Raw genomic sequence first — 19,851 nt, forward strand, 5'->3', positions numbered from 1 at the left:
GTTGAGCCATTTGTTTTTCCTCCCTCGGTATTATGTGGGTTTTGGTCGATTTACATTATACCTAAAGGATGAGCATATGGCTCATTTTTATGAAATTATCTTTTTACACCATTATATGGACGTTACCTGTTTTCTCACGCGGCAGTGGCTGCGTATCAATATTTATTACAAAACATAATTATAGGAGGAATGTTTAATGAAATCTTTAGCAAAAATTGTGGCTATGGGATTGGTAATGAGCAGTGTTCCTGTAACGGGAGCCTGGGCAGAAAATTTGGTAGTTACAGAGCGCAGTCAATGGGATTGGGTTGATCCGGGATACACTTATAATGCTTATTCACCTATCCATCATAAGAATAATGACTACGAAGATGTAACAATTTTTATGAATGGTAATGAGCAGAAGGACACCGATAACAAAGACAAACCGTTTAATGCGTTGATTAATGAATATGCCCAATATCATTTTAGCGCAACCGGTAATGTATATATTAAAGATAGCTGTTCTTCTACTAAGAGCACAAATGCGGTATATACTTATTTTGGCGATGACGAGCATCCTAATATTGACTTCCGTGGTGCAGAAAAAGTAGTTATTATTGCTAACGCGCTGAAAGATGGCTATGGCAGCCAGGCTATTTCTGCTAAAAAAGGCGGCAATATTGCTATAGCAGCGAAAGAAACCGGTTATACCAAAATTATCGGTGACATTGATTTGTATCATTGGCGTGGTGCTGGCACAGTAAGTGTTGATTTAAACAACAAGGATTCGTATTGGTATGGTAATGAAACTAACTTTGAGGATATAGGAACGCTTAATTTATCAATCCGTAACGGAGCTGAATGGATTTATACTACAGGTGAAAAAACTTACAGCTTTGATAGTCAAAGCTATACAACAGGCAGATATATCAGCAAGGTTACCTTAAAGGATGGTGGCATCATCAATCTGCGTAATGCTGATGTGCAGAAAAAATTTGCCGAGGTAAACAACGACGAAGCACTCAGAAGCGAGGAATTCGGAGATCTTCATATGTACGATAACGGTGATCACCGTTATGTGCAAATCGGTACCTTAAATGGTAATGGTGGTATCTTCAAGGTTGATTTGAAATATACTGCCGGTGATGATCAGGCAATTACCAGTACCAGCGAGGTAAAAGAAGACAGCGACTATATTTACATTACGAAATCCGGAGAAGGCACTCATGACGTACAGTTTGTAGCAAATGAAGCAAATCTGGACGCTATGGGAAAGGACAGCAAGCTGTATTTTGCTAACGACAAGAGCGGCGGCGCAACCTTCACCAGCAGTACAGTGGAAGAGCTTGCTCCTAAGACTTCGGCAGCTAACCTGTATGACTACAAATACGCTGTAAAAAATGAAGCAAACGGAAATGCTAAGGATTGGTTCATTGCTTTAGATCAGGGTGATGCCAACGAAAATATTCCGGCAGCCTTCAAAGCAATGCAGGCCGGCTATGCTCTTGGCACAGAGATGGACAGATTCAACAAACGCATGGGCGAAAGCCGTTATCTGGAAGGCGACAGCGGCCTTTGGGTTCGTTATCGTCATGCACGCACCGGTTGGGAAAACAGCTTTAAGACTAACAGCAACATGTTCCAGGTTGGCTTTGATAAGCTGAAGCTGGAAAAGGATGGCAAGCACTATCGCGGCGGTGCAGTTGATTACACAGATGCCAACACCAGCCTGCTTGGCCTGAAGGGCAACGGTGAGCATGAGCGTTACGCTTTGAGCCTGTATGATACCTGGATTGGCGACAAAGGCCATTACCTTGATTTAGTTTTGCGTGGCGGTCGCACTAGTAATGATCTTGATGTAACTACCCGTAATCAGGAAATTATCAAGGGCAAGTATCATCAAAACTTTGGCAGCATCAGTGGTGAATGGGGCAGAAAGCTTGCCAACGATAATGGTTGGTATGTTGAACCTCAGGCACAGCTGCAGATTGCAAGAGTAGGCAGTGCTGACTACAGAACTAATTATGGCGTAAAGGTTGAACAGGATGCCGCAACAAGCGTTATTGCCCGTGCAGGCTTCCGTCTTGGACGCGACTTTAGCGATAAAGGTAACTTCTATATGAAGGCAGACTGGCTGCATGAATTCTGTGGCGACCAGAATATTAGAGTAAGCGCTGCAGACGGCAGTGAACAAAGCAGCTTTAATGGTCAGGACAGCTGGTGGGATTTGGGCTTAGGCGCGGACTTTAGCCTTGGCAAAGATACCTACCTCTATTGTGATTTTGAACGTACTCTTGGCGGTAACTATGACCGCACCTGGCAGGCTAATGTTGGTTTACGCTATGCCTTCTAACGTATAACTGAATAGAACTTGTGCTTAACAACCCCCGCTCTGTCGGCTTGGCCGACAAGGGCGGGGGTTTTGTTATGCCCAAGCAGTAGTGCGGTACTTTTCTCTATGGATAAAAACCTACTGAATGCATAGCATATAAAATTTCGTTTATAAAAGAAATATGGGTACTGTCAAAGGTTTCCTCTAAACCATTTTCTAGTTTGTCGGCAGCCTTGTATATAAATGCCGGCAAGATACATTTCTACCAAGGCTTCTTCTACGGAGCATTCACGTCTTTGGTAGCGCTGAATAATAGCAGACTCAAAAGTAAGACCTTTTAATTTAGGCACTTTTAAAGTAACGTCACCAGCTTGAGTAGAGAATGATCTTTCGTAATGACCGGCGCGATAACCTTTTCTTGTTTGCTCACGTGCGTAGCGTTCAGCTTGTACAAGTTTGTCAGCTTCTGCACCCAAAAGAGCATTGAGAGTTTCTTCTACACTATTTTTCACAATAGTTTTAAGTTCGTTATGGATAAATTGCTCGTTCAATTGTATAATATTACAAGACATAGATTCGTCTATGACCGTAGTTTTAACAGTCTCGGCTTCATCCATATCGATATCGAAGTCTCTAATATACTGGCAAAGCCGTTTATGCAAGATTGTGGTCTTTTTTCTGTCAGTAACAACCTGTTGACGTAGTTTTTCTTTTTCCATTGGATTCTTTATGCAGATTAAGTACGCAGATGCTTCGTCATACCAAAGATGACGGCTCCAAAAACTGAAATAAGCATTTAATGTGTTCAGAATATTATATTTCAATTCATTCAGCTCTGGGTTTTTAAAGTCCGTATCATTATCTTTCCATTCTTTAAGTTTACAATCAAAGGTTCCTGGAAGATCGAAAGGCATAGGGGTTGTGGTAAGATCCGTGTCTTTGCTGAATTTGAGAAGCGAATTAAAGTCCTTCATCAGTTTTGGCAAAAGCCTAGCATCCCCTTTGGAAAGGGGATTTTTGGCGGAATCACTACTGTCATTCTTTATGCCAGTGTGATTTACAGGTTCCTTGACGGAAGGGTGGGTATTCTCTGTGTTTTTTACGGGTATATCCTGGAACCCTAGGTCTGTGGATACTTCCAATTCACCAAGGGTTTTGTCGATTTCATCAAACTTCTTTGGCTTGAGTTTCCATTTTGCTTTCGGATTAGGCTGATTAAACCAATCTTCAAAGGTGGGACGGCCGGACTCGCAGTCCGGACAATTAGTGATGACATAATGCAGTACGCTGAGGAAAAAGGGTAGAAAACGTATGCTCTTTGACTCATGGAGTTTGCTTACAGGTATGCTCTTATCGAAGTCTGTATTGATTTTTGTATTTTGACTAATGGCTTTATCCTTCTGCATGATTTCAATCAAGGCTTTGACGAACCATATATACTTTTCAGGATCCAAAAAATGTTCGATAAACTCTGCTGTCCTCTTGAGGATGGCGGGGTCTTTTTTTATATATTTCGAATTAAAGCTGGACCTGTAACTTTCCTTGGTAAATGGATTATATTCACTCTTGCTATTGACACACGTTTTATATTCGGATACGACTTTGCTTTTATCGCCTTTATCTCTCGGGTCATTCAGGTCAGCACCGGTAACGACCTTTACAAGACCGAAATACACATCTGTATAGGTAAGACCGTCAGTACCGCTATGGTCCCTGTCACGCATACTTTTGCGTAGTTTTGTCGTTTCCAATAAAAGAGCGAACAATATACCACCGCATAAATGGGGAATACTGAAATCGTTTTGTGAGGGCATAACAGTACCTCCTGAAAAAGTAACCTTAAGTATCGCTAGTAACCCTAAACCACCTGTGCGACGGATTGACAGTAACCTTATCTAGAATAGGATAAAGCCAAGAAATGAAGACGAGAGGTGGAATGAAGTGTGATTGCTTGTTTTCTATCATTATACCATGCATGTGCGGGAATTAGTGTGTAGTTGTGAATCTAAATATTGCAAATGCAGAAATATCATCTGCAATCAGTTAATTGGATCTTGTTATGGATAGCCGAATAGTAAGTGTTTCAAGAACCGGCTATCTGCAGTCTGAACATTGATACGGCAGCAGGCAAGCCTGCTTCCATATGAGTGCTCAGGCACTCGAAAAAAATCTCTGTAGTCCGAGATGCGCATGAGGACGATGGGATGCATAGACAGTTCTGGATCACCGCAGTGATGCGGTGGGCAGGACTGGAAATGCCCCCACCGTTTGTTTCCGTGCGCCATTTTGGCATTTTGGGACCTGTGGGGGACTTTCCCCGCAGGTCTTTTTGGCATCCTTTCGTCCCCTGGCACGGACGGAAAGGATGCCAAAAATGAAAATCAGAGTCAAACACTACAGTTGGGATGAATCGAAAGCACCAGTGGTCACGGTAGTGGAAGTCCCTGAAGGTGACTGCCAGATCATGATCGAGAGGGATTACGAACTGAGAAAACAGGCGGCAAAGGAAGGGGAAGAAGTTACCCGGCGCAGCGCCCAGGAAATCATGGACGAAGAATTCAACAAGCCCCTCTATAACGACTGGCGCAGGGAACATCGGAGAAGAACAGAGTGCCCGGACTACCAGGAACGGAATGAAAAGGATGAGGCTTTGATGAATCCCATCGAGGCAGTCCCTGATACGTACACCTGCACTGTTGCTGGAAGCGGGTGCAGCCGGAACGGAATCTCCATGCCAGATATGAATACTGTCAGCCGAGATGCAACGGAACGGGATCGCAAGGCTAGCGAAGAAAAAGTCCGTCAGGAAATCCATACGGTGCTGGTGAACAAGCCGGAGTGGGAAGATGCGGTAATCTCTGTCTATCTCAACGAAGAATCCATCCGGGGATACTCCATCAGAATCGGTGCCAATGAAAACAACATCACCCAGAAGCTGAAGCGGGCAAGAAAAAAGTTGCAGGAAGTTTTTGGAAACCGTCAGATTTGATGGATTGCCGTGGCTACAAAGTGGGAGGCAACTCCCAACTACATACAGGGAGGTCAGCAAGATGACTGATATGAAAAATTTTATTTATAACGGAATGAACGTGCGTACGGCTGTTGTAAACGGGGAATCCTGGTTCGTAGCTGCGGACATATGCCGCATCCTGGATATCGGCAATCCGAGCGATGCACTCTCGAGACTGGATGACGATGAGAAGAATACCCTCGTTTTAACCGAGGGTATTCCGGGGAATCCCGAAAAACGTGTGGTCAATGAAGCAGGTCTCTACACGCTGATTCTCAGAAGCCGGAAACCGGAAGCCAGGGCATTTAAGCGTTGGGTGACGCATGAAGTCCTTCCAGCCATCCGAAAAACAGGCATTTATGCTACAGAAGCCATCCTGGATAATCCGGATCTTGCGATTGCAGCTCTTACAAAGCTTAAAGAGGAACGGAATAGGGCAAGGGAACTGGCACAGATAAATGCCGCTCAACAGCAGCAGCTTGCGGAGCTCCGGCCAAAGGCTACGTACTTCGATCTGGTCCTGCAGTGTAGGGAGCTGGTGAGCACATCGACCATTGCCAAGGACTATGGATGGTCTGCAAACCGCATGAACCAGTGGCTCCATGAACACGGGATCCAGTACAAACAGGGCAATATTTGGCTGCTTTACCAGGCTTATGCTCCCATGGGATACACCTCGACAAAGACCTTCAATATCCCGGACGGAAACGGCGTCCTGCATAATCGTGTCCATACCTATTGGACACAGAAAGGTCGGCTGTTCATCTATCGGCTGATGACTGAGGAAGGAAACTATCCGCTTATCGAAAAGGGGCGTGGCGACAGTGGAGAAATTTAACCAGGAGCATTATCAGGATCCTACTCCGCAGAGAGCCCTCAGTGCTGTCGAAGCCCAGCGGAAGGCACTCCGGGCTTACAGGCCTCTCGTATATATCTGTTCCCCGTATTCCGGGGCAACGGATAAAAATATCCTGGCAGCAAGGCGGTACTGCCGCTTTGCCTTCGAAGAAGGGTACTTGCCCTTGGCTCCGCATCTCCTCTTTCCTCAGTTCCTGGATGACCGGGATCCAAAGGAACGGGAGGCAGGGCTCCATTTCGGCAACATCCTCATGAGTCTTTGCCGGGAAGTGTGGGTGTTCGGGGATACCATATCTCCTGGCATGGATGCGGAGATTCGGCGGGCCAGATGGAAGAACTATCGGCTGAGATTCTTTAACGAAACCCTCGAGGAGGCAGAAAAATGAGATTTACGATTTACACGGCTGACTGTACCGGCAACGAACGAAATGCCATATATTCTAATAAAGCAGTCATCACAAGCAGCAGGGAACTGGGGACGGCTGCTGCTTTCGACCACGTTTGTGCGGCCTATAAGGACAACTACCGGAGCCGGGATAACTTCCTGGCTTCCGATGTGGCGGTGATGGACTGCGACAACGACCATACGGAAAATCCGAAGGAGTGGGTGACGGGAGAAAAGCTCCTTGCCATGCTGCCAAACGTGGCTGTGGCCATCGTTCCGTCCCGGAATAGCGGGAAAGCCAAGGAAGGCCGGAAAGCCCGGCCCCGGTTCCATGCGTATTTTCCCATCACCGAAGTGCAGGACGAAAAAGCCTATACGGCCCTGAAGCAGGGGATCCGGGAAGAGTTTCCCTTCTTCGACGCCCAGGCTCTGGATGCAGCCCGGTTCCTCTATGGCACGGAAGTGGTGCCGGAAGCTATCTTATGGCAGGAAGGGAAGCAAACCATCACGGATTTTCTGACCGGCCTGGGACCTTTGGAACCCGACCAGACGGAACCTCCCTTCTATACCGGGAGTTCTATCCCGGAAGGCAACCGGAACAACACCATGTCCCACTTTGCCGGCCGGGTGCTGAAGCGGTATGGGGATACGGAAAAAGCCTACGAAGCCTACCTGCAGCGGGCTGAGAATTGCGAACCGCGGCTTCCGGAAAAAGAGCTGGACACCATCTGGAAAAGTGCCCTGAAGTTCTTCCGGAACAAAATCCAGCAAAGCGAGGGGTATGTGCCCCCGGATGAATACAACAAAGCTGTTGGCCACCCGTCCCTCCAGCCGGATGACTTCTCGGATATCGGGGAAGCCAAAGTCCTGGCCCGGACCTGTATGGGACGCCTTCGGTACACCAGTGCTACGAAGTACATCGCCTACGTGGGTAATCACTGGGATGAAGATGAACATAAGCCTCTGGGCGTCATCGAGGATTTTATGGATGACCAGCTGGCAGACGCAGAAGAAAAGATCCGCCAGGCAGAAGATGACCTGACCGCCATCGGGATCTCCCGGGAAGACGTGAAGTCCAGAAGCAAGACCCTGGCCAACCAGATTCCCGGGGAAAAAGGCCATTTGCTGACGGCCCTTCTCAACGCGGATGCTTACAAGAAATTCGTCATGAAAAACCGGAACTACAAGAACATCCTCAATGTCCAGAATGCCGCCACCCCCATGCTGGCCCTGGATGTTTCCGAGCTGGACTATGATCCGGAACTTTTGAACACCCCGGAAGCCACCTACGACCTTTCCAAAGGGATGCATGGAAAACGGCCCCATGACCCGGATGACATGATCACCAAAGTCACCGCCTGCTCTCCCGGAACCCAGGGAGGAAACATGTGGCAGGAAAGCCTGGAGCTGTTCTTCTGCAAGGACCAGGAGCTGATCCGGTACGTGCAGCAGATCGTGGGGATGGCCGCAGTGGGCCGAGTCTATGCCGAACAGATGATTATCGCCTATGGCGGCGGGGCCAACGGGAAATCCACCTTCTGGAACACCATCGCCAGGGTGCTGGGGTTGTATTCCGGCAAGATTTCCGCCGAGACCATGACCATGAACTGCCGGCGAAACGTAAAACCGGAAATTGCAGAACTGAAAGGGAAGCGGCTGATCATCGCTTCCGAACTGGAAGAAGGCCAGCGGCTCAATACGGGGATGGTGAAGCAGATCTGTTCTGTGGACCCCATCGAAGCGGAGAAGAAGTTCAAGACTCCCTTCCATTTCGTCCCCTCCCACACACTGGTCCTTTACACCAACCACCTGCCGAAAGTGGCCGCCAACGATGACGGCACCTGGCGGAGGCTGATTATCATTCCCTTCAACGCCAGGATTACCCGGAAAAACGACATCAAGAACTATTCGGACTACCTGTTCGAACAAGCCGGGCCAGCCATTTTGAAGTGGGTCATTGAAGGCGCGGAAGCTGCCATCCGGAAGAAGTTCAAGATTGAGGAACCGGAAACCGTGCGGAACGCGGTAGAGAAATACCGGGAGGACAACGATTGGCTGGGACAATTCCTGGACGCCCATTGTGACGTGGATCCCTCCTTCACGGAGAAGTCGGGGGATTTGTACCAGCAGTACCGGATCGTCTGTATGCAGACGGGTGAATACACCAGAAGCACTTCGGATTTCTATGGGAATCTGGAGAAGGCGGGGTTCTTCCGTCACAAGACGAAGAAAGGAATCGTTGTTCACGGGCTGCGGTTGAAAGAAGGACAGGATTTTCTGGACTAAAAGGTGCAGGTGGGTGCAGGTCTACTACTGACAGTCCTAAAGAAGAATTTTTTAAGAAGTTCTATATAAAGGTATGTTGAAGACCTTCACCACCTGCACCCCATGGGATTAATGGAAAATCTAAAAGGTGCAGGTGGGTGCAGGTCTACTACTGACAGTCCTAAAGAAGAATTTTTAAAAGAGTTCTATATAAAGGTATGTTAGAGACCTTCACCACCTGCACCCCATGGGATTAATGGAAAAATCTAAAAGGTGCAGGTGGGTGCAGGTCTACTACTGACAGTTCTAAAGAAGAATTTTTAAAAGAGTTCTATATAAAGGTATGCTGGAGACCTTCACCACCTGCACCTTATGAAAAGTGACAGTAGTGACACTCTCACCTGAAAGTCCTAAAGAAGATTTTAAAAAAGGATCTATAGAGAGGGTATGTTGAAGAGTGTCACCACCGTCACTCCCATACTGAAGGAGGAAAAGCGATGATTAACAAGAAAGAACGGACGATTGAACTGTACAAACTGGTGGGAGCCGAAATGCGGCTGTTCCGGACATTGGGTGGAAATCTTGCCATCCACATGTCTCAGGTCCTTTTGTCTACGGATACGGACAAATTCATGCGGGTCCTGCAAAAGATTGATGAAGTGCGGTCCCGGGCGGAAGACAACATGTTCCATGACCATCCGGAAGTCAGCAATGACTATCTGAATGTGTTTTACGGAGACCTGAAGCATGAACCCAGAACCCCGGTGGATGCGGAAGTGATGGCAAAGGCAAAGGAGGCAGCAGATGTCCTTTTTAAATGAGAAACAAGTAGAACTGAAGCTGGTGACGGAAACGAGGAAGAAAGGCGGACTGGCTGTGAAGTTCGTTTCCCCTTCCTTTTCCGGCATGCCGGACCGGCTGGTCCTTCTTCCTGGTGGGAAGCTGGCCTTTGTGGAAGTGAAGGCACCGGGGAAGAAACCACGGGTTCTGCAGGTGAAAAGGCACGAAAAGCTTCGGGAGCTGGGGTTCCGGGTGTTCGTCCTGGATGCCCTGGAAGATATCCCCGGGCTGCTGCAGACCATCGCGGAAGGAGGTGATGCCCAATGAAGTTCATACCCCATGTATACCAGACCTATGCCATCGAGTACATCAAGACCCACCCGGTGACGGCTCTCCTGCTGGATATGGGCTTAGGTTCGGCAAGACGGTGACGACCTTGACGGCTATTCGGGATTTGATGTATGACTCCTTTGAAGTCCACCGGGTTTTGATCGTAGGACCCCTCAGAGTAGCGAGAGATACTTGGCCGGAAGAACTCCGTAAATGGGACCACCTGAAGGAGCTCACCTGCAGCGTGGTCGTGGGGTCCGTGACGGAACGGAGGCGGGCCCTCCAGAAGCCAGCAGACCTTTACATCGTGAACCGGGAGAACCTGGTGTGGCTTTGCAAGAACTGCCGGCTGGATTTTGATATGGTGGTCCTGGACGAACTGTCTTCTTTCAAGAACCAGCAGGCCCAGCGGTTCAAGGCCATGAAGGCCCTGCGGCCCAAGGTAAAACGGATCGTGGGCCTCACGGGGACTCCCAGCGGCAACGGCCTTATGGACCTGTGGGCGGAGTTCCGGCTCCTGGACATGGGAGAGCGGCTGGGGAGATACATCAGCCAGTACCGGAACACCTATTTCCAGCCGGACAAACGGAACGGGATGGTGGTGTTTTCCTACAAGCCCCTGCCGGGAGCAGAGGACGCCATCTACCAGAAGATCGCGGACATCACCGTGTCCATGAAGGCCACAGACTATTTGCAGATGCCGGATTTGGTACGTGTGAAAACCGAGGTCAATCTTTCGGACTCGGAGCGGAAGCGGTATCATGACTTCAAAAAGTCCCTGGTGATGGATCTTCCAGGCGGCGAGGTGACGGCCGCCAATGCCGCAGCCCTTACCCTGAAACTGTCCCAGATGGCCAACGGAGCCATCTACACCGATGACGGGAAGACCATCCGGCTCCATGACCGGAAGCTGGATGCCCTGGAAGACCTGGTGGAAAGTGCCAATGGCCGGCCGGTCCTTGTGGCCTACTGGTTCCGGCACGACCGGGAACGGATCTGTCAGAGGATGGAAGCCAGGGAACTGAAGGAGAGCAGGGACTTTGCCGACTGGAATGCCGGGAAGATCCCGGTGGCTCTCATCCACCCGGCTTCTGCCGGCCATGGACTCAACCTGCAGCAGGGCGGGTCCATCCTGATCTGGTTCGGGCTGACTTGGAGTCTGGAACTCTACCAGCAGACGGTGGCCCGGCTCTGGCGACAGGGACAAACCAGCCGGACGGTGATCGTCCAGCACATTGTGACGAAAGGCACCATGGACGAACGGATCCTGAAGGCCCTGGAGAAGAAAGACAGTTCTCAAGCGGCACTGATCGAAGCCGTGAAGGCAGATTTGGAGGGGAAAATATGAACGCGAGGGATTATTTGCAACAGGGATTTTACCTGGATAAAAAAATAGAGAGCAACCTGCGGGAAGTAGCCGAAGTGCGGCACCTTTGTCTGGGAATCTCCGCAGCCGGGCTGGAAGAAAGCCACAACCCCAACCGGCCCACGGAAGCTCCCTTCGTCCGGACCATCGAGAAGATCTGGGAGCGGGAGCAGGAGATCAACCGGGAAGTGGACCGGCTGGTGGACCTGAAGTATGAAATCGGCCAGGTCATCGATCGGGTGGAAGACGAAGCCCAGCGGCTGGTCCTCCGGGACCGGTACATCCACTTCGACTCCTGGGAAGACATCGCCCGGAGCATGGGCAAAGGAATCCGGTGGGTCTACACGGTCCATGGGGAAGGGATGGCAGCCGTTGAAAAAATTTTGGAGGCGTGCAGTGAATTGCAGGAAAATGCAGTAGAGAAGCACTAGAATTCAATAGCCTCTTCGTGGTATGATAGAATCACGAGAAAAGGGAATAAAGACAAGCCTTGCGGGATGTAAAAATCCTACAAGGCTTTTTTCATGCCCGAAAGGAGGTGGCAGCTGTGCCTAGAAAACCGAAACGACCCTGTTCCTTCCCAGGCTGCCCGAACCTGACGGACGGGCGGTACTGCGAGAGGCACCAGAAGATTATCGACAAGCGGTACGAAAAGTATGAGCGAAGTTCTGGTACAAAGAAACGGTACGGAAGGACCTGGAAGAAGATCCGGGATGCCTACGTGGCCAGCCATCCTCTCTGTGAGCTGTGCTTACAGAACGGCCGGTACGTGGTGGCGGAAGAAGTGCACCACAAGAAGCCTCTGGCGGAAGGCGGGACCCACGAATGGAACAACCTGATCGCTTTATGCAAAGCCTGCCATGCCCGGATCCATGCCAAACGGGGAGACAGGTGGCATAAAAAAGTGAAATTTTAAAATGTTAAATCTGAAACAAAGTCGTATACCCAGGGGGAGTATGAATCTCTGGAAGCCCGGAAAGCCAGAACGGGCGAGGGGTCACGCGCGAAAAAAACGCGTTTTCAAAAAGGGTATTGACCCGGTGAAAAAGGGGGTGTGAAAAATAGCAAAAGACGGAACCATGCGAGGGGGACTGCGGGTTGGCCAGGGCCGGAAACCCAGGGCCCTGCTGGACAAACTGCCGGACAATCCGGGGAAGCGGCCGCTTAAGGTGATGGACCTGCCGGAAGGGGCGGATCTATCTGGAGAAGATATGCCGGAACCCAAAGCCTACATGAAGGAAAAGCAGCGGAACGGCGGGAAGCTGGAGGCGGAAGAAATCTACCGGGAAACCTGGCTGTGGCTCAAAGCCCGGCACTGCGAGAAACTGGTAAGCCCTCAGCTCATCAGCCAGTACGCCATGGCGGTGTCCCGGTGGATCCAGTGCGAACATGCCATTTCGGAATATGGCTTTCTTGCCAAGCACCCCACCACCAATGCGGCCATTGCTTCTCCATACGTGACCATGGGCCAGAACTACATGAAGCAGGTGAACCAGATCTGGTATCAGATCTACCAGGTGGTGAAGGAAAACTGCTCCGTGGAGTTTGCCGGCAACACGCCCCAGGATGACGTGATGGAACGGCTGCTGCGGTCGCGGAAGGTATAGCATGACAGCAAGAGAATTCATTTCCCGGCTGAGGGGATATCCCCTCACCAAACAACAGATCAAAACATTACGAGGACAAGCCCTTTGTGGGGACCTGAACGGTGCCCGCAGGGGGCTTGCTGCGATTATAAGGAGAAACATGGCATGGAGAAAACAACCAAAGAGATGAGGCTCCTCCCCGTCGATGAGCTGATTCCCTATGTAAATAACGCCCGGACCCATTCCCCGGAACAGATTAACAAGCTCCGGGCCAGCCTGCGGGAATTCGGGTTCATCAACCCGGTGATCATCGATAAGGACAAGAACATCATTGCCGGCCACGGTCGGGTGATGGCAGCCCGGGAAGAAGGGATCAAAGAAGTGCCCTGCGTCCTGGTGGACTATCTTACCGAAGCCCAGAAGAAAGCCTATATCCTGGCCGACAACCGGATGGCCCTGGATGCCGGATGGGACGAAGAAATGCTGCGGGTGGAAATTGAATCCCTCCAGGGAGCGGACTTTGATGTGAGCCTCTCCGGCTTTAGCGATGACGAAATCGCCCATATCTTCGATGAAGAAACAGAAGCCAAAGAAGATGACTTCAACGTGGAAGAAGAACTGCAGAAACCGGTGTTTTCCAAAGCCGGGGACCTCTGGCAGCTGGGCAAGCACCGGGTCCTGTGCGGGGATTCTACCAAGCCGGAAACTTATGCTCAGTTGATGGATGGAGTAAAGCCAAACCTGGTCCTGACGGATCCTCCGTACCTGGTCAACCTCCGGAGTACTTCCGGGAAGATCAGGAACGATGATCTGAACGACCAGGAAGGGTACGAGTTCCTGAAAAAGGCCTTCACCTGCTTCCATGATGCCATGGCGGCGGACGCCTCCATCTATGTGTTCTACGCCACCATGAAGGCCCGGGTCTTTTATGACGCTTTCGAAGATGCCGGTTTCAAAGTGGGAGCTGGCCTGATCTGGAAAAAGCCCAAGGCCCCCTTTATGCGCACCGACTGGAAGTTTAACATGGAACCCATTATCTTCGGGTGGCGGAAAGACGGAAAACACAACTGGTACGGGGACCAGAAACAGAAAGCAGTCTTTGAGTTTGACGGGATCAAGAACAGCAAAGAGGACGGTTTCGGGCACCCCTCCAGTAAGCCGGTGCCCATGCTGGCCTATCTGATCAAGCTGAGCAGCCAGATCAACGGGGTGGTGCTGGACGGATTCCTGGGGTCTGCTTCCACCCTCATGGCCTGCGACCAGCTGGGCCGGATCTGTTATGGGGTGGAGCTGGAACCCAAGTTCGTGGATGTGGCGGTGAAGCGGTACCTGGCTTCCCACGAAGGGGAGCAGGACAGCGTGACCGTCCTGCGAAATGGGAAAACATACACCTATCAGGAAGTTGTGGGCGGAGAAAAATAAAGAACAAAAAGGGCTACATTTTGCTTGCTATTATTCGCCTTTAGAGTGATTAATAACAGTACCAAAATACCCTAAGGAGGTACCAATCATGAAGGTCGAATACAACAGACAAGGTGCAGCGAGAAAAGAACTGGTCCAGGCCATCAGCGCCATTACGGGAGAAAAGGCAAAGTACCTTTTTCTTCCCACCAAGGCTTACCGGATCGGCAGCATTATGGTGTGGAAAAACGGTGCCATGGAATGTGAAGACGGAGAACTGTTCCAGAAGGTGGTAAAAGAACTGGAAGCCAGAGGATTCAAGCCAGAAGAAACGGCTGCAGAACAGGCAGCAACGGAAGAAACTCCGGAACAAGAACCCGTAAAGGAAACGGCAGAACCGGATGCAAACCCGGAACCAGAACTTTCCCAGGAAACGGCTGAACTGGAAGAAGGGACGGAACCTGAAACAGCCCAGGAACCGGAAGAAACTCCTGAGAAAGTCGACACCCTCACCATTTCCTTTCCGGACGATTTCACGGAAGAAGACTTCGAGAAACTTCAGAACCTGGTGGCCTCTAAAGCCGGCCTTTTCAAAAAGGCCCTGGGGACGGATGACCTGACCATCATCCGCAGCGAAGGGAAAATCAACTTCCCCTGGTTCCACGAAGCGGACGGCGCCAAGGTCCAAGCCTACTCCAGACTGGTGAAGGCCCTGTGCCAGTTTGCCAAGAACGCCAAACGGGTCACGGCCAAAGAACATGAAGTCCCCAACGAGAAATACGCCTTCCGGTGTTTCCTCCTGCGCCTGGGCTTTATCGGGAAGGAATACAAGGACTGCCGAAAGATCCTGCTGGAAAAGCTCAGTGGGTCAGCGGCCTTCCGGAACGGAGGGAAAAAAGATGCGGTTTCCCAATAAAGAGCTGCTGGAATTTCTACAGCAGGAATACCCTCCCGGAACCCGGGTACGCCTTACCCGGATGGACGATCCCCAGGCACCGCCTTTGGGTACGAAAGGCACGGTGACCGGCGTAGATGATATAGGGTCCCTCCTGGTGGTTTGGGACAACGGATCCCACCTTAATGTGATCCCTGGGGTGGATGAGGTGCAAAAACTGAATAAAGACACGAAATAATTAATAATTATTCTCAAAATCTCTTGCTATTCTGTGCGTTTAGAGTGATATATACACATGCCAAAGAACACACAAACCTAGCGAAAGGATGACGAGAAGGATGAAAACACTGCACTTCGGGATTGAAATGGAAATGACGGGAATTACGAGAGAAAAGGCTGCCAACCTGATGGCCGGTTTCTTCGGAACAGGACGGGGCACCTATGAAGGCGGAGCCTACGATACCTACACCGCCCTGGATAACCAAGGACGGACCTGGAAAGCCATGAGCGACTCCAGCATCCGACCTCAGAGAAAGGTGGGCGGCCAGATCGAGGGCGCCACCCGGGACTACCGGACGGAAGTGGTAAGCCCCATCCTTTCCTACGACGACATCCCGAAGCTGCAGGAACTGGTACGGATCCTGAGAAAAGCCGGGGCCCTGGTGAACACCTCCTGCGGGATTCACATCCATGTGGGAGCCGAGAAGTTCACCCCGAAAACCCTGCGGAACCTGGTAAACCTGGTGGCCAGCAAGGAAGATATGATCTACCATGCCCTCCAGATCGACGCCCTCCGGGAAGCCAGATACTGCCAGAAGACAGATGAAACCTTCCTCTGGGAACTGAACAAGAAGCAGCCCCGAACCATGGCAGAATTTGCCGACATCTGGTACATCCAGGCACCCTTTGGTCGGGATGAACATTACAACAACAGCCGGTACCACGGGCTCAACCTCCACGCCACCTTCACCAAAGGGACGGTGGAATTCCGGCTTTTCAACGGCACCCTCCACGCCGGGGAAATCAAGGCATACATCCAGTTCTGTCTGGCGGTGGCCCATCAGGCACTGACCCAGAAGAAAGCCTCCGCCAGAAAGACGGAGACGGACAACGAGAAATACGCCTTCCGGTGCTGGATGCTCCGGCTGGGGCTTATCGGGGAAGAATTCAAGACCTGCCGGCTCCACATGCTGAAACACCTCACCGGGAATTCCGCCTGGAGAAACGCCGCCTGAAGGCGGTAGCCACAGGCAGGGGAAGGGGCCGTAAGGCCCTGTTCTTCTTTCTTGTATACTTGCATAAATACACAGAATTCGCTTGCTATTATGTGCTTTTAGAGTGATTAATAGACATGCCAAAGGGGACAGCCCCCAAAAGCAAAAAGCACATGAAAGCGAGGAAATACCCATGAGAACGATCATTACCCTGGACGCCAAGAAAATCAGTAAGAAAGCAGCCTGTGAAATGTACGGAGAGGCCGACGTGAACAAAATGATCCGGGAAGCCAAGAAAGCCTTTTTAGAAGACCCGAATGAAGAAAGCACCTGGTGGATGGGAAACGGAATGCTGACCATCGAGTTCCGGTAAAACAGGGGAAGGGCAGGGGCCAAGCAAAGGCCCCTGTTCCAGAAAAAATGAATAAATACACAGAATTTGCTTGCTATTATCTGCTTTTAGAGTGATATATGTACATGCCAAAAGGCAAAGGCACACAATCACAAGGAGGAAAAAGCAATGACCAAGATGGACATGATCGAAAGATTCTACGGGCGCAGCGAGGAACTAGAAAAGAAGTTCGATGCAGCAGAAAAGGTTGGGGATGCCCAGACCATGCAGGCCTGCCGGGATGCCTACCAGGAACTGGTGAAGGAAGTCCAGGCAGAAGGGGAAGACTTCGGGAACATGATGCGGCTTTACAGCGACATGAAAAAGCACGGCAACAGCCTCCTGGACCTTTCCGGAACCTACCAGGAACCGGAAAAGATCCTCAAAGTGTTCCGGGAATTTGGGGTGAAAGAATTCACTTTTTCCTCCACCTGGTCCAGCGCCGTCCAGGTAGCCTGGCAATTTACCCAGCTGGGTTGCAAATTGAAAGGGATGACCGAAATCTACGGATCCGGCCAGAAATTCATGAGCAACGAATACGAAAGAATCCCCGCCTTCCTCTTCAGCCTTTGAGGAACGGGGGACAGCAAGAACCAAGGAGCCTCCGGGCTCCTTTTCTTATACCCAGTAAAAAGAAAGGAGGGAGCACCCATGCGGAAACTCAAAAAATACAAACCGACAAAGTTTAAGGCCAAAACGTCCACCTACAACAAGGAATTGGCGGATTATGCCGTGGCCTTTATTGAGAGCCTGTGCCATACCAAGGGAACCTGGGCGGGCCATCCCTTCGAGCTCATCGACTGGCAGGAACAGATCATCCGGGATCTGTTCGGTACCATAAAGCCCAATGGCTACCGGCAGTTCAACACAGCCTATATCGAGATCCCCAAGAAGCAGGGGAAAAGTGAGCTGGCCGCAGCTGTGGCACTCCTGCTCTGCTGCGGGGACGGGGAAGAAGGGGCCGAAGTCTATGGCTGTGCGGCAGACCGGCAGCAGGCCTCCATCGTTTTTGAAGTAGCGGCCGATATGGTCCGGATGTGCCCGGCTCTCAGCAAGCGGGTCAAGATTCTGTCCTCCCAGAAACGGATGGTGTTTCGTCCCACCAACAGCTTCTACCAGGTCCTTTCAGCAGAAGCCTATTCCAAGCACGGGTTTAATATCCACGGGGTGGTGTTCGATGAACTCCATACCCAGCCCAACCGAGAGCTTTTTGATGTAATGACCAAAGGCTCCGGGGATGCCCGGATGCAGCCCCTGTATTTTCTCATTACCACAGCCGGGACGGATACCCACAGCATCTGCTATGAAGTCCATCAGAAGGCCATGGACATCCTGGAAGGGCGGAAGCATGACCCCACGTTTTACCCTGTCATCTACGGGGCCGCGGAGCAGGATGACTGGACCGACCCGAAAGTCTGGAAGAAGGCCAACCCTTCTCTTGGGATTACCGTGGGAATCGACAAAGTGAAAGCAGCCTGTGAATCGGCCAAAGAGACACCCAGCGAAGAGAATGTTTTCCGTCAGCTCCGGCTGAACCAATGGGTGAAGCAGTCTGTTCGGTGGATGCCTATGGATAAATGGGATGCCTGTGCGTTCCCGGTGCGGGAAGAAGATCTGGAAGGCCGGATCTGCTACGGCGGTCTGGACCTTTCCAGCACCACGGACATTACCGCCTTCGTACTTGTATTCCCGCCTCTGGATGACCAGGATAAGTACTGCATCCTGCCGTACTTCTGGCTGCCGGAGGAGACACTGCCCCTGCGGGTGAAGCGGGATCATGTGATGTACGACATCTGGGCCCAGCAGGGATTTATCCAGACAACCGAAGGAAATGTCATCCACTACGGGTATATTGAAAAGTTCATCGAGAAGTTGGGTGAACGGTTCAATATCCAGGAAATCGCCTTTGACCGATGGGGCGCGGTACAGATGGTTCAGAACCTGGAGGGGATGGGCTTTACGGTGGTTCCCTTCGGACAGGGATTCAAGGACATGAGCCCTCCTACCAAGGAGCTTATGAAGCTCACGCTGGAGCAGCGAATTGCTCATGGAGGGCATCCAGTCCTTCGATGGATGATGGATAACATCTACATCCGGAGGGATCCGGCCGGAAACATCAAGGCGGATAAGGAAAAGTCCACGGAAAAGATAGACGGGGCCATTGCCACCATCATGGGCCTGGATCGGGCCATTCGGTGTGGAAACAATGCCCATGAGAGTGTTTATGACTCCAGGGGGTTGCTGTTTGTATAAAAAAAGATCCTGCTCCATGGGGGCAGGGTTGCTTATGATTCAACTTTATTCAGCCTGGCTTTACTGAAATCTTCTTTCAGGATTTTATCTACTTCTTCATCAGTATAGATCCGACCCGCCTTGATGGAATTCATACTTGCCTGAATATCGGCAGTCAGTTCTTCCTTTGTCATTGATCCGAGAGCCTTTGGCCTGCGGGTAACAAGATTTTCAATGTTTTCCATGTTGCGGCGTTCTTCTTCACTGAGGGATTTCACGTGGTTTTTATAATCGTCCCAGGTTTTCATTGATCTTCCTCCTTCTGAAAGTGAGATATTTTAATGTTTTCCCTCTGGTACCAGGATGGAAGGAGTTCCTTCAGTTCGTTTAATTTATTGATCAATTCTTCGGCAGTGCATGTATGCCAGTCTTCGGCCCAGTCATTCAGATACTGTTCGATATCATGGACAGTTTCCAGAACAAGTTGGACATCATTGACACCCGGGATTAGATGGCAGGATTCAGGTGTATCGTCCTCTTCCCATTTAATTACGGTATTATAAGCGGTTGCGAGAACAAAAAATCTTCCTGGCCCTTCAGCCTCAAAAACAAATGCCAAAGGCCCTTTTCCTTTGACTCTGTGGATGCATGCTTCGAGGCAGTCTATAGGGACGTTGGTCAGATAACTGGCGTATTCCTCGAATTCGCCCATGGTAACTTTTGACCAGCCTGCATCCGGTTTTCCCAGCATACTCTGTCACCTTCTTTGGATTTATTTTAAAGAGGCGGAGATTCCGCAATTCAATGCTTTAGCAAATTATATA

Annotated in this window: 19 protein-coding genes and 2 pseudogenes; 18 read left to right on the plus strand and 3 right to left on the minus strand. The window is 50.5% G+C overall.

The features are described 5' to 3' along the window. Nucleotides 1-196: 196 nt before the first annotated feature. On the plus strand, nucleotides 197-2,335 hold the full coding sequence (locus tag ACTUHY_RS10150) for an autotransporter outer membrane beta-barrel domain-containing protein (RefSeq protein WP_442827634.1): 2,139 nt from the start codon (nucleotides 197-199) through the stop codon (nucleotides 2,333-2,335). Nucleotides 2,336-2,547: 212 nt separating this feature from the next. On the opposite strand, the pseudogene ACTUHY_RS10155 reads toward ACTUHY_RS10150, so the two are convergent. After that, nucleotides 2,548-2,886, minus strand: a pseudogene (locus ACTUHY_RS10155) (transposase); the annotation flags it as partial. A 1,802-nt stretch (nucleotides 2,887-4,688) separates the two neighbouring features. On the opposite strand from ACTUHY_RS10155, the gene ACTUHY_RS10160 reads away from it, so the two are divergent. The 17 genes and pseudogenes from ACTUHY_RS10160 (at nucleotide 4,689) to ACTUHY_RS10240 (ending at nucleotide 19,048) form a co-directional block, all read left to right on the plus strand. Then, the gene (locus ACTUHY_RS10160; protein WP_441094357.1) at nucleotides 4,689-5,303 is read left to right on the plus strand and encodes a hypothetical protein; all 615 of its coding nucleotides are present in this window, start codon (nucleotides 4,689-4,691) and stop codon (nucleotides 5,301-5,303) included. Nucleotides 5,304-5,364: 61 nt separating this feature from the next. Next, complete coding sequence (locus tag ACTUHY_RS10165) at nucleotides 5,365-6,162, plus strand: phage antirepressor (protein ID WP_442827635.1); 798 nt, start codon at nucleotides 5,365-5,367, stop codon at nucleotides 6,160-6,162. Further along, complete coding sequence (locus ACTUHY_RS10170; protein WP_176893554.1) at nucleotides 6,149-6,568, plus strand: DUF7768 domain-containing protein; 420 nt, start codon at nucleotides 6,149-6,151, stop codon at nucleotides 6,566-6,568. The genes ACTUHY_RS10165 and ACTUHY_RS10170 overlap by 14 nt, the downstream gene beginning before the upstream one ends. Beyond that, on the plus strand, nucleotides 6,565-8,853 hold the full coding sequence (locus tag ACTUHY_RS10175; protein WP_442827636.1) for a phage/plasmid primase, P4 family: 2,289 nt from the start codon (nucleotides 6,565-6,567) through the stop codon (nucleotides 8,851-8,853). Before ACTUHY_RS10170 ends, ACTUHY_RS10175 begins: the two co-directional genes overlap by 4 nt. Before the next feature lie 476 nt (nucleotides 8,854-9,329). Further along, nucleotides 9,330-9,653: a hypothetical protein gene (locus ACTUHY_RS10180; protein ID WP_014128939.1), complete on the plus strand. Its 324-nt coding sequence runs from the start codon at nucleotides 9,330-9,332 to the stop codon at nucleotides 9,651-9,653. Beyond that, nucleotides 9,637-9,939 carry a VRR-NUC domain-containing protein gene (locus ACTUHY_RS10185; protein ID WP_118287229.1) on the plus strand — a complete coding sequence of 101 codons (303 nt, stop codon included), beginning with the start codon at nucleotides 9,637-9,639 and terminating at the stop codon, nucleotides 9,937-9,939. The genes ACTUHY_RS10180 and ACTUHY_RS10185 overlap by 17 nt, the downstream gene beginning before the upstream one ends. Then, nucleotides 9,936-11,290: pseudogene (locus tag ACTUHY_RS10190) on the plus strand (SNF2-related protein). The gene ACTUHY_RS10185 and the pseudogene ACTUHY_RS10190 overlap by 4 nt, the downstream one beginning before the upstream one ends. After that, a complete protein-coding gene (locus tag ACTUHY_RS10195) occupies nucleotides 11,287-11,739 on the plus strand; it encodes a hypothetical protein (protein ID WP_442827637.1) in 453 nt (150 codons plus the stop codon). The pseudogene ACTUHY_RS10190 and the gene ACTUHY_RS10195 overlap by 4 nt, the downstream one beginning before the upstream one ends. A gap of 116 nt (nucleotides 11,740-11,855) precedes the next feature. Further along, on the plus strand, nucleotides 11,856-12,224 hold the full coding sequence (locus ACTUHY_RS10200) for an HNH endonuclease (RefSeq protein WP_442827638.1): 369 nt from the start codon (nucleotides 11,856-11,858) through the stop codon (nucleotides 12,222-12,224). Nucleotides 12,225-12,387: 163 nt separating this feature from the next. Beyond that, a complete protein-coding gene (locus ACTUHY_RS10205) occupies nucleotides 12,388-12,915 on the plus strand; it encodes a P27 family phage terminase small subunit (RefSeq protein WP_343299405.1) in 528 nt (175 codons plus the stop codon). 144 nt (nucleotides 12,916-13,059) lie between these two features. Then, complete coding sequence (locus tag ACTUHY_RS10210; protein ID WP_442827639.1) at nucleotides 13,060-14,316, plus strand: site-specific DNA-methyltransferase; 1,257 nt, start codon at nucleotides 13,060-13,062, stop codon at nucleotides 14,314-14,316. Nucleotides 14,317-14,404: 88 nt separating this feature from the next. Next, nucleotides 14,405-15,211: a virulence gene (locus ACTUHY_RS10215; RefSeq protein ID WP_118287224.1), complete on the plus strand. Its 807-nt coding sequence runs from the start codon at nucleotides 14,405-14,407 to the stop codon at nucleotides 15,209-15,211. Continuing rightward, nucleotides 15,195-15,428, plus strand: coding sequence for a DUF4314 domain-containing protein (locus tag ACTUHY_RS10220; protein ID WP_442827640.1), 234 nt, complete (start codon nucleotides 15,195-15,197; stop codon nucleotides 15,426-15,428). Before ACTUHY_RS10215 ends, ACTUHY_RS10220 begins: the two co-directional genes overlap by 17 nt. 100 nt (nucleotides 15,429-15,528) lie before the next feature. Beyond that, a complete protein-coding gene (locus ACTUHY_RS10225; RefSeq protein WP_442827641.1) occupies nucleotides 15,529-16,425 on the plus strand; it encodes an amidoligase family protein in 897 nt (298 codons plus the stop codon). Between the two features lie 172 nt (nucleotides 16,426-16,597). Next, entirely contained in the window at nucleotides 16,598-16,777 is a 180-nt protein-coding gene (locus ACTUHY_RS10230; protein WP_105325870.1) for a hypothetical protein, read from the plus strand. Between the two features lie 147 nt (nucleotides 16,778-16,924). Beyond that, nucleotides 16,925-17,368: a DUF7698 family protein gene (locus ACTUHY_RS10235; RefSeq protein ID WP_442827642.1), complete on the plus strand. Its 444-nt coding sequence runs from the start codon at nucleotides 16,925-16,927 to the stop codon at nucleotides 17,366-17,368. A 78-nt stretch (nucleotides 17,369-17,446) separates the two neighbouring features. Further along, nucleotides 17,447-19,048, plus strand: coding sequence for a terminase large subunit (locus tag ACTUHY_RS10240; protein ID WP_279127574.1), 1,602 nt, complete (start codon nucleotides 17,447-17,449; stop codon nucleotides 19,046-19,048). Nucleotides 19,049-19,080: 32 nt separating this feature from the next. On the opposite strand, the gene ACTUHY_RS10245 is transcribed toward ACTUHY_RS10240, so the two are convergent. Then, nucleotides 19,081-19,335: a transcriptional regulator gene (locus tag ACTUHY_RS10245; RefSeq protein WP_229778453.1), complete on the minus strand. Its 255-nt coding sequence runs from the start codon at nucleotides 19,333-19,335 to the stop codon at nucleotides 19,081-19,083. After that, on the minus strand, nucleotides 19,332-19,778 hold the full coding sequence (locus ACTUHY_RS10250) for a hypothetical protein (protein WP_154488036.1): 447 nt from the start codon (nucleotides 19,776-19,778) through the stop codon (nucleotides 19,332-19,334). The genes ACTUHY_RS10245 and ACTUHY_RS10250 overlap by 4 nt, the downstream gene beginning before the upstream one ends. Nucleotides 19,779-19,851: the final 73 nt, after the last annotated feature.

Source organism: Acidaminococcus nyctereutis (assembly GCF_052216985.1).
Classification (GTDB): Bacteria; Bacillota; Negativicutes; order Acidaminococcales; family Acidaminococcaceae; genus Acidaminococcus; species Acidaminococcus fermentans_A.

Bases quoted from the DNA above. Each gene is read 5' to 3' on its own strand.
- ACTUHY_RS10205 (WP_343299405.1), top strand. From the start codon at position 12,388: ATGCGAGGGGGACTGCGGGTTGGCCAGGGCCGGAAACCCAGGGCCCTG.
- ACTUHY_RS10210 (WP_442827639.1), top strand. From the start codon at position 13,060: ATGGAGAAAACAACCAAAGAGATGAGGCTCCTCCCCGTCGATGAGCTG.
- ACTUHY_RS10180 (WP_014128939.1), top strand. From the start codon at position 9,330: ATGATTAACAAGAAAGAACGGACGATTGAACTGTACAAACTGGTGGGA.
- ACTUHY_RS10195 (WP_442827637.1), top strand. From the start codon at position 11,287: ATGAACGCGAGGGATTATTTGCAACAGGGATTTTACCTGGATAAAAAA.
- ACTUHY_RS10250 (WP_154488036.1), bottom strand. From the start codon at position 19,778: ATGCTGGGAAAACCGGATGCAGGCTGGTCAAAAGTTACCATGGGCGAA.
- ACTUHY_RS10245 (WP_229778453.1), bottom strand. From the start codon at position 19,335: ATGAAAACCTGGGACGATTATAAAAACCACGTGAAATCCCTCAGTGAA.
- ACTUHY_RS10235 (WP_442827642.1), top strand. From the start codon at position 16,925: ATGACCAAGATGGACATGATCGAAAGATTCTACGGGCGCAGCGAGGAA.
- ACTUHY_RS10230 (WP_105325870.1), top strand. From the start codon at position 16,598: ATGAGAACGATCATTACCCTGGACGCCAAGAAAATCAGTAAGAAAGCA.
- ACTUHY_RS10225 (WP_442827641.1), top strand. From the start codon at position 15,529: ATGAAAACACTGCACTTCGGGATTGAAATGGAAATGACGGGAATTACG.
- ACTUHY_RS10240 (WP_279127574.1), top strand. From the start codon at position 17,447: ATGCGGAAACTCAAAAAATACAAACCGACAAAGTTTAAGGCCAAAACG.
- ACTUHY_RS10185 (WP_118287229.1), top strand. From the start codon at position 9,637: ATGTCCTTTTTAAATGAGAAACAAGTAGAACTGAAGCTGGTGACGGAA.
- ACTUHY_RS10165 (WP_442827635.1), top strand. From the start codon at position 5,365: ATGACTGATATGAAAAATTTTATTTATAACGGAATGAACGTGCGTACG.
- ACTUHY_RS10160 (WP_441094357.1), top strand. From the start codon at position 4,689: ATGAAAATCAGAGTCAAACACTACAGTTGGGATGAATCGAAAGCACCA.
- ACTUHY_RS10215 (WP_118287224.1), top strand. From the start codon at position 14,405: ATGAAGGTCGAATACAACAGACAAGGTGCAGCGAGAAAAGAACTGGTC.
- ACTUHY_RS10220 (WP_442827640.1), top strand. From the start codon at position 15,195: ATGCGGTTTCCCAATAAAGAGCTGCTGGAATTTCTACAGCAGGAATAC.
- ACTUHY_RS10175 (WP_442827636.1), top strand. From the start codon at position 6,565: ATGAGATTTACGATTTACACGGCTGACTGTACCGGCAACGAACGAAAT.
- ACTUHY_RS10150 (WP_442827634.1), top strand. From the start codon at position 197: ATGAAATCTTTAGCAAAAATTGTGGCTATGGGATTGGTAATGAGCAGT.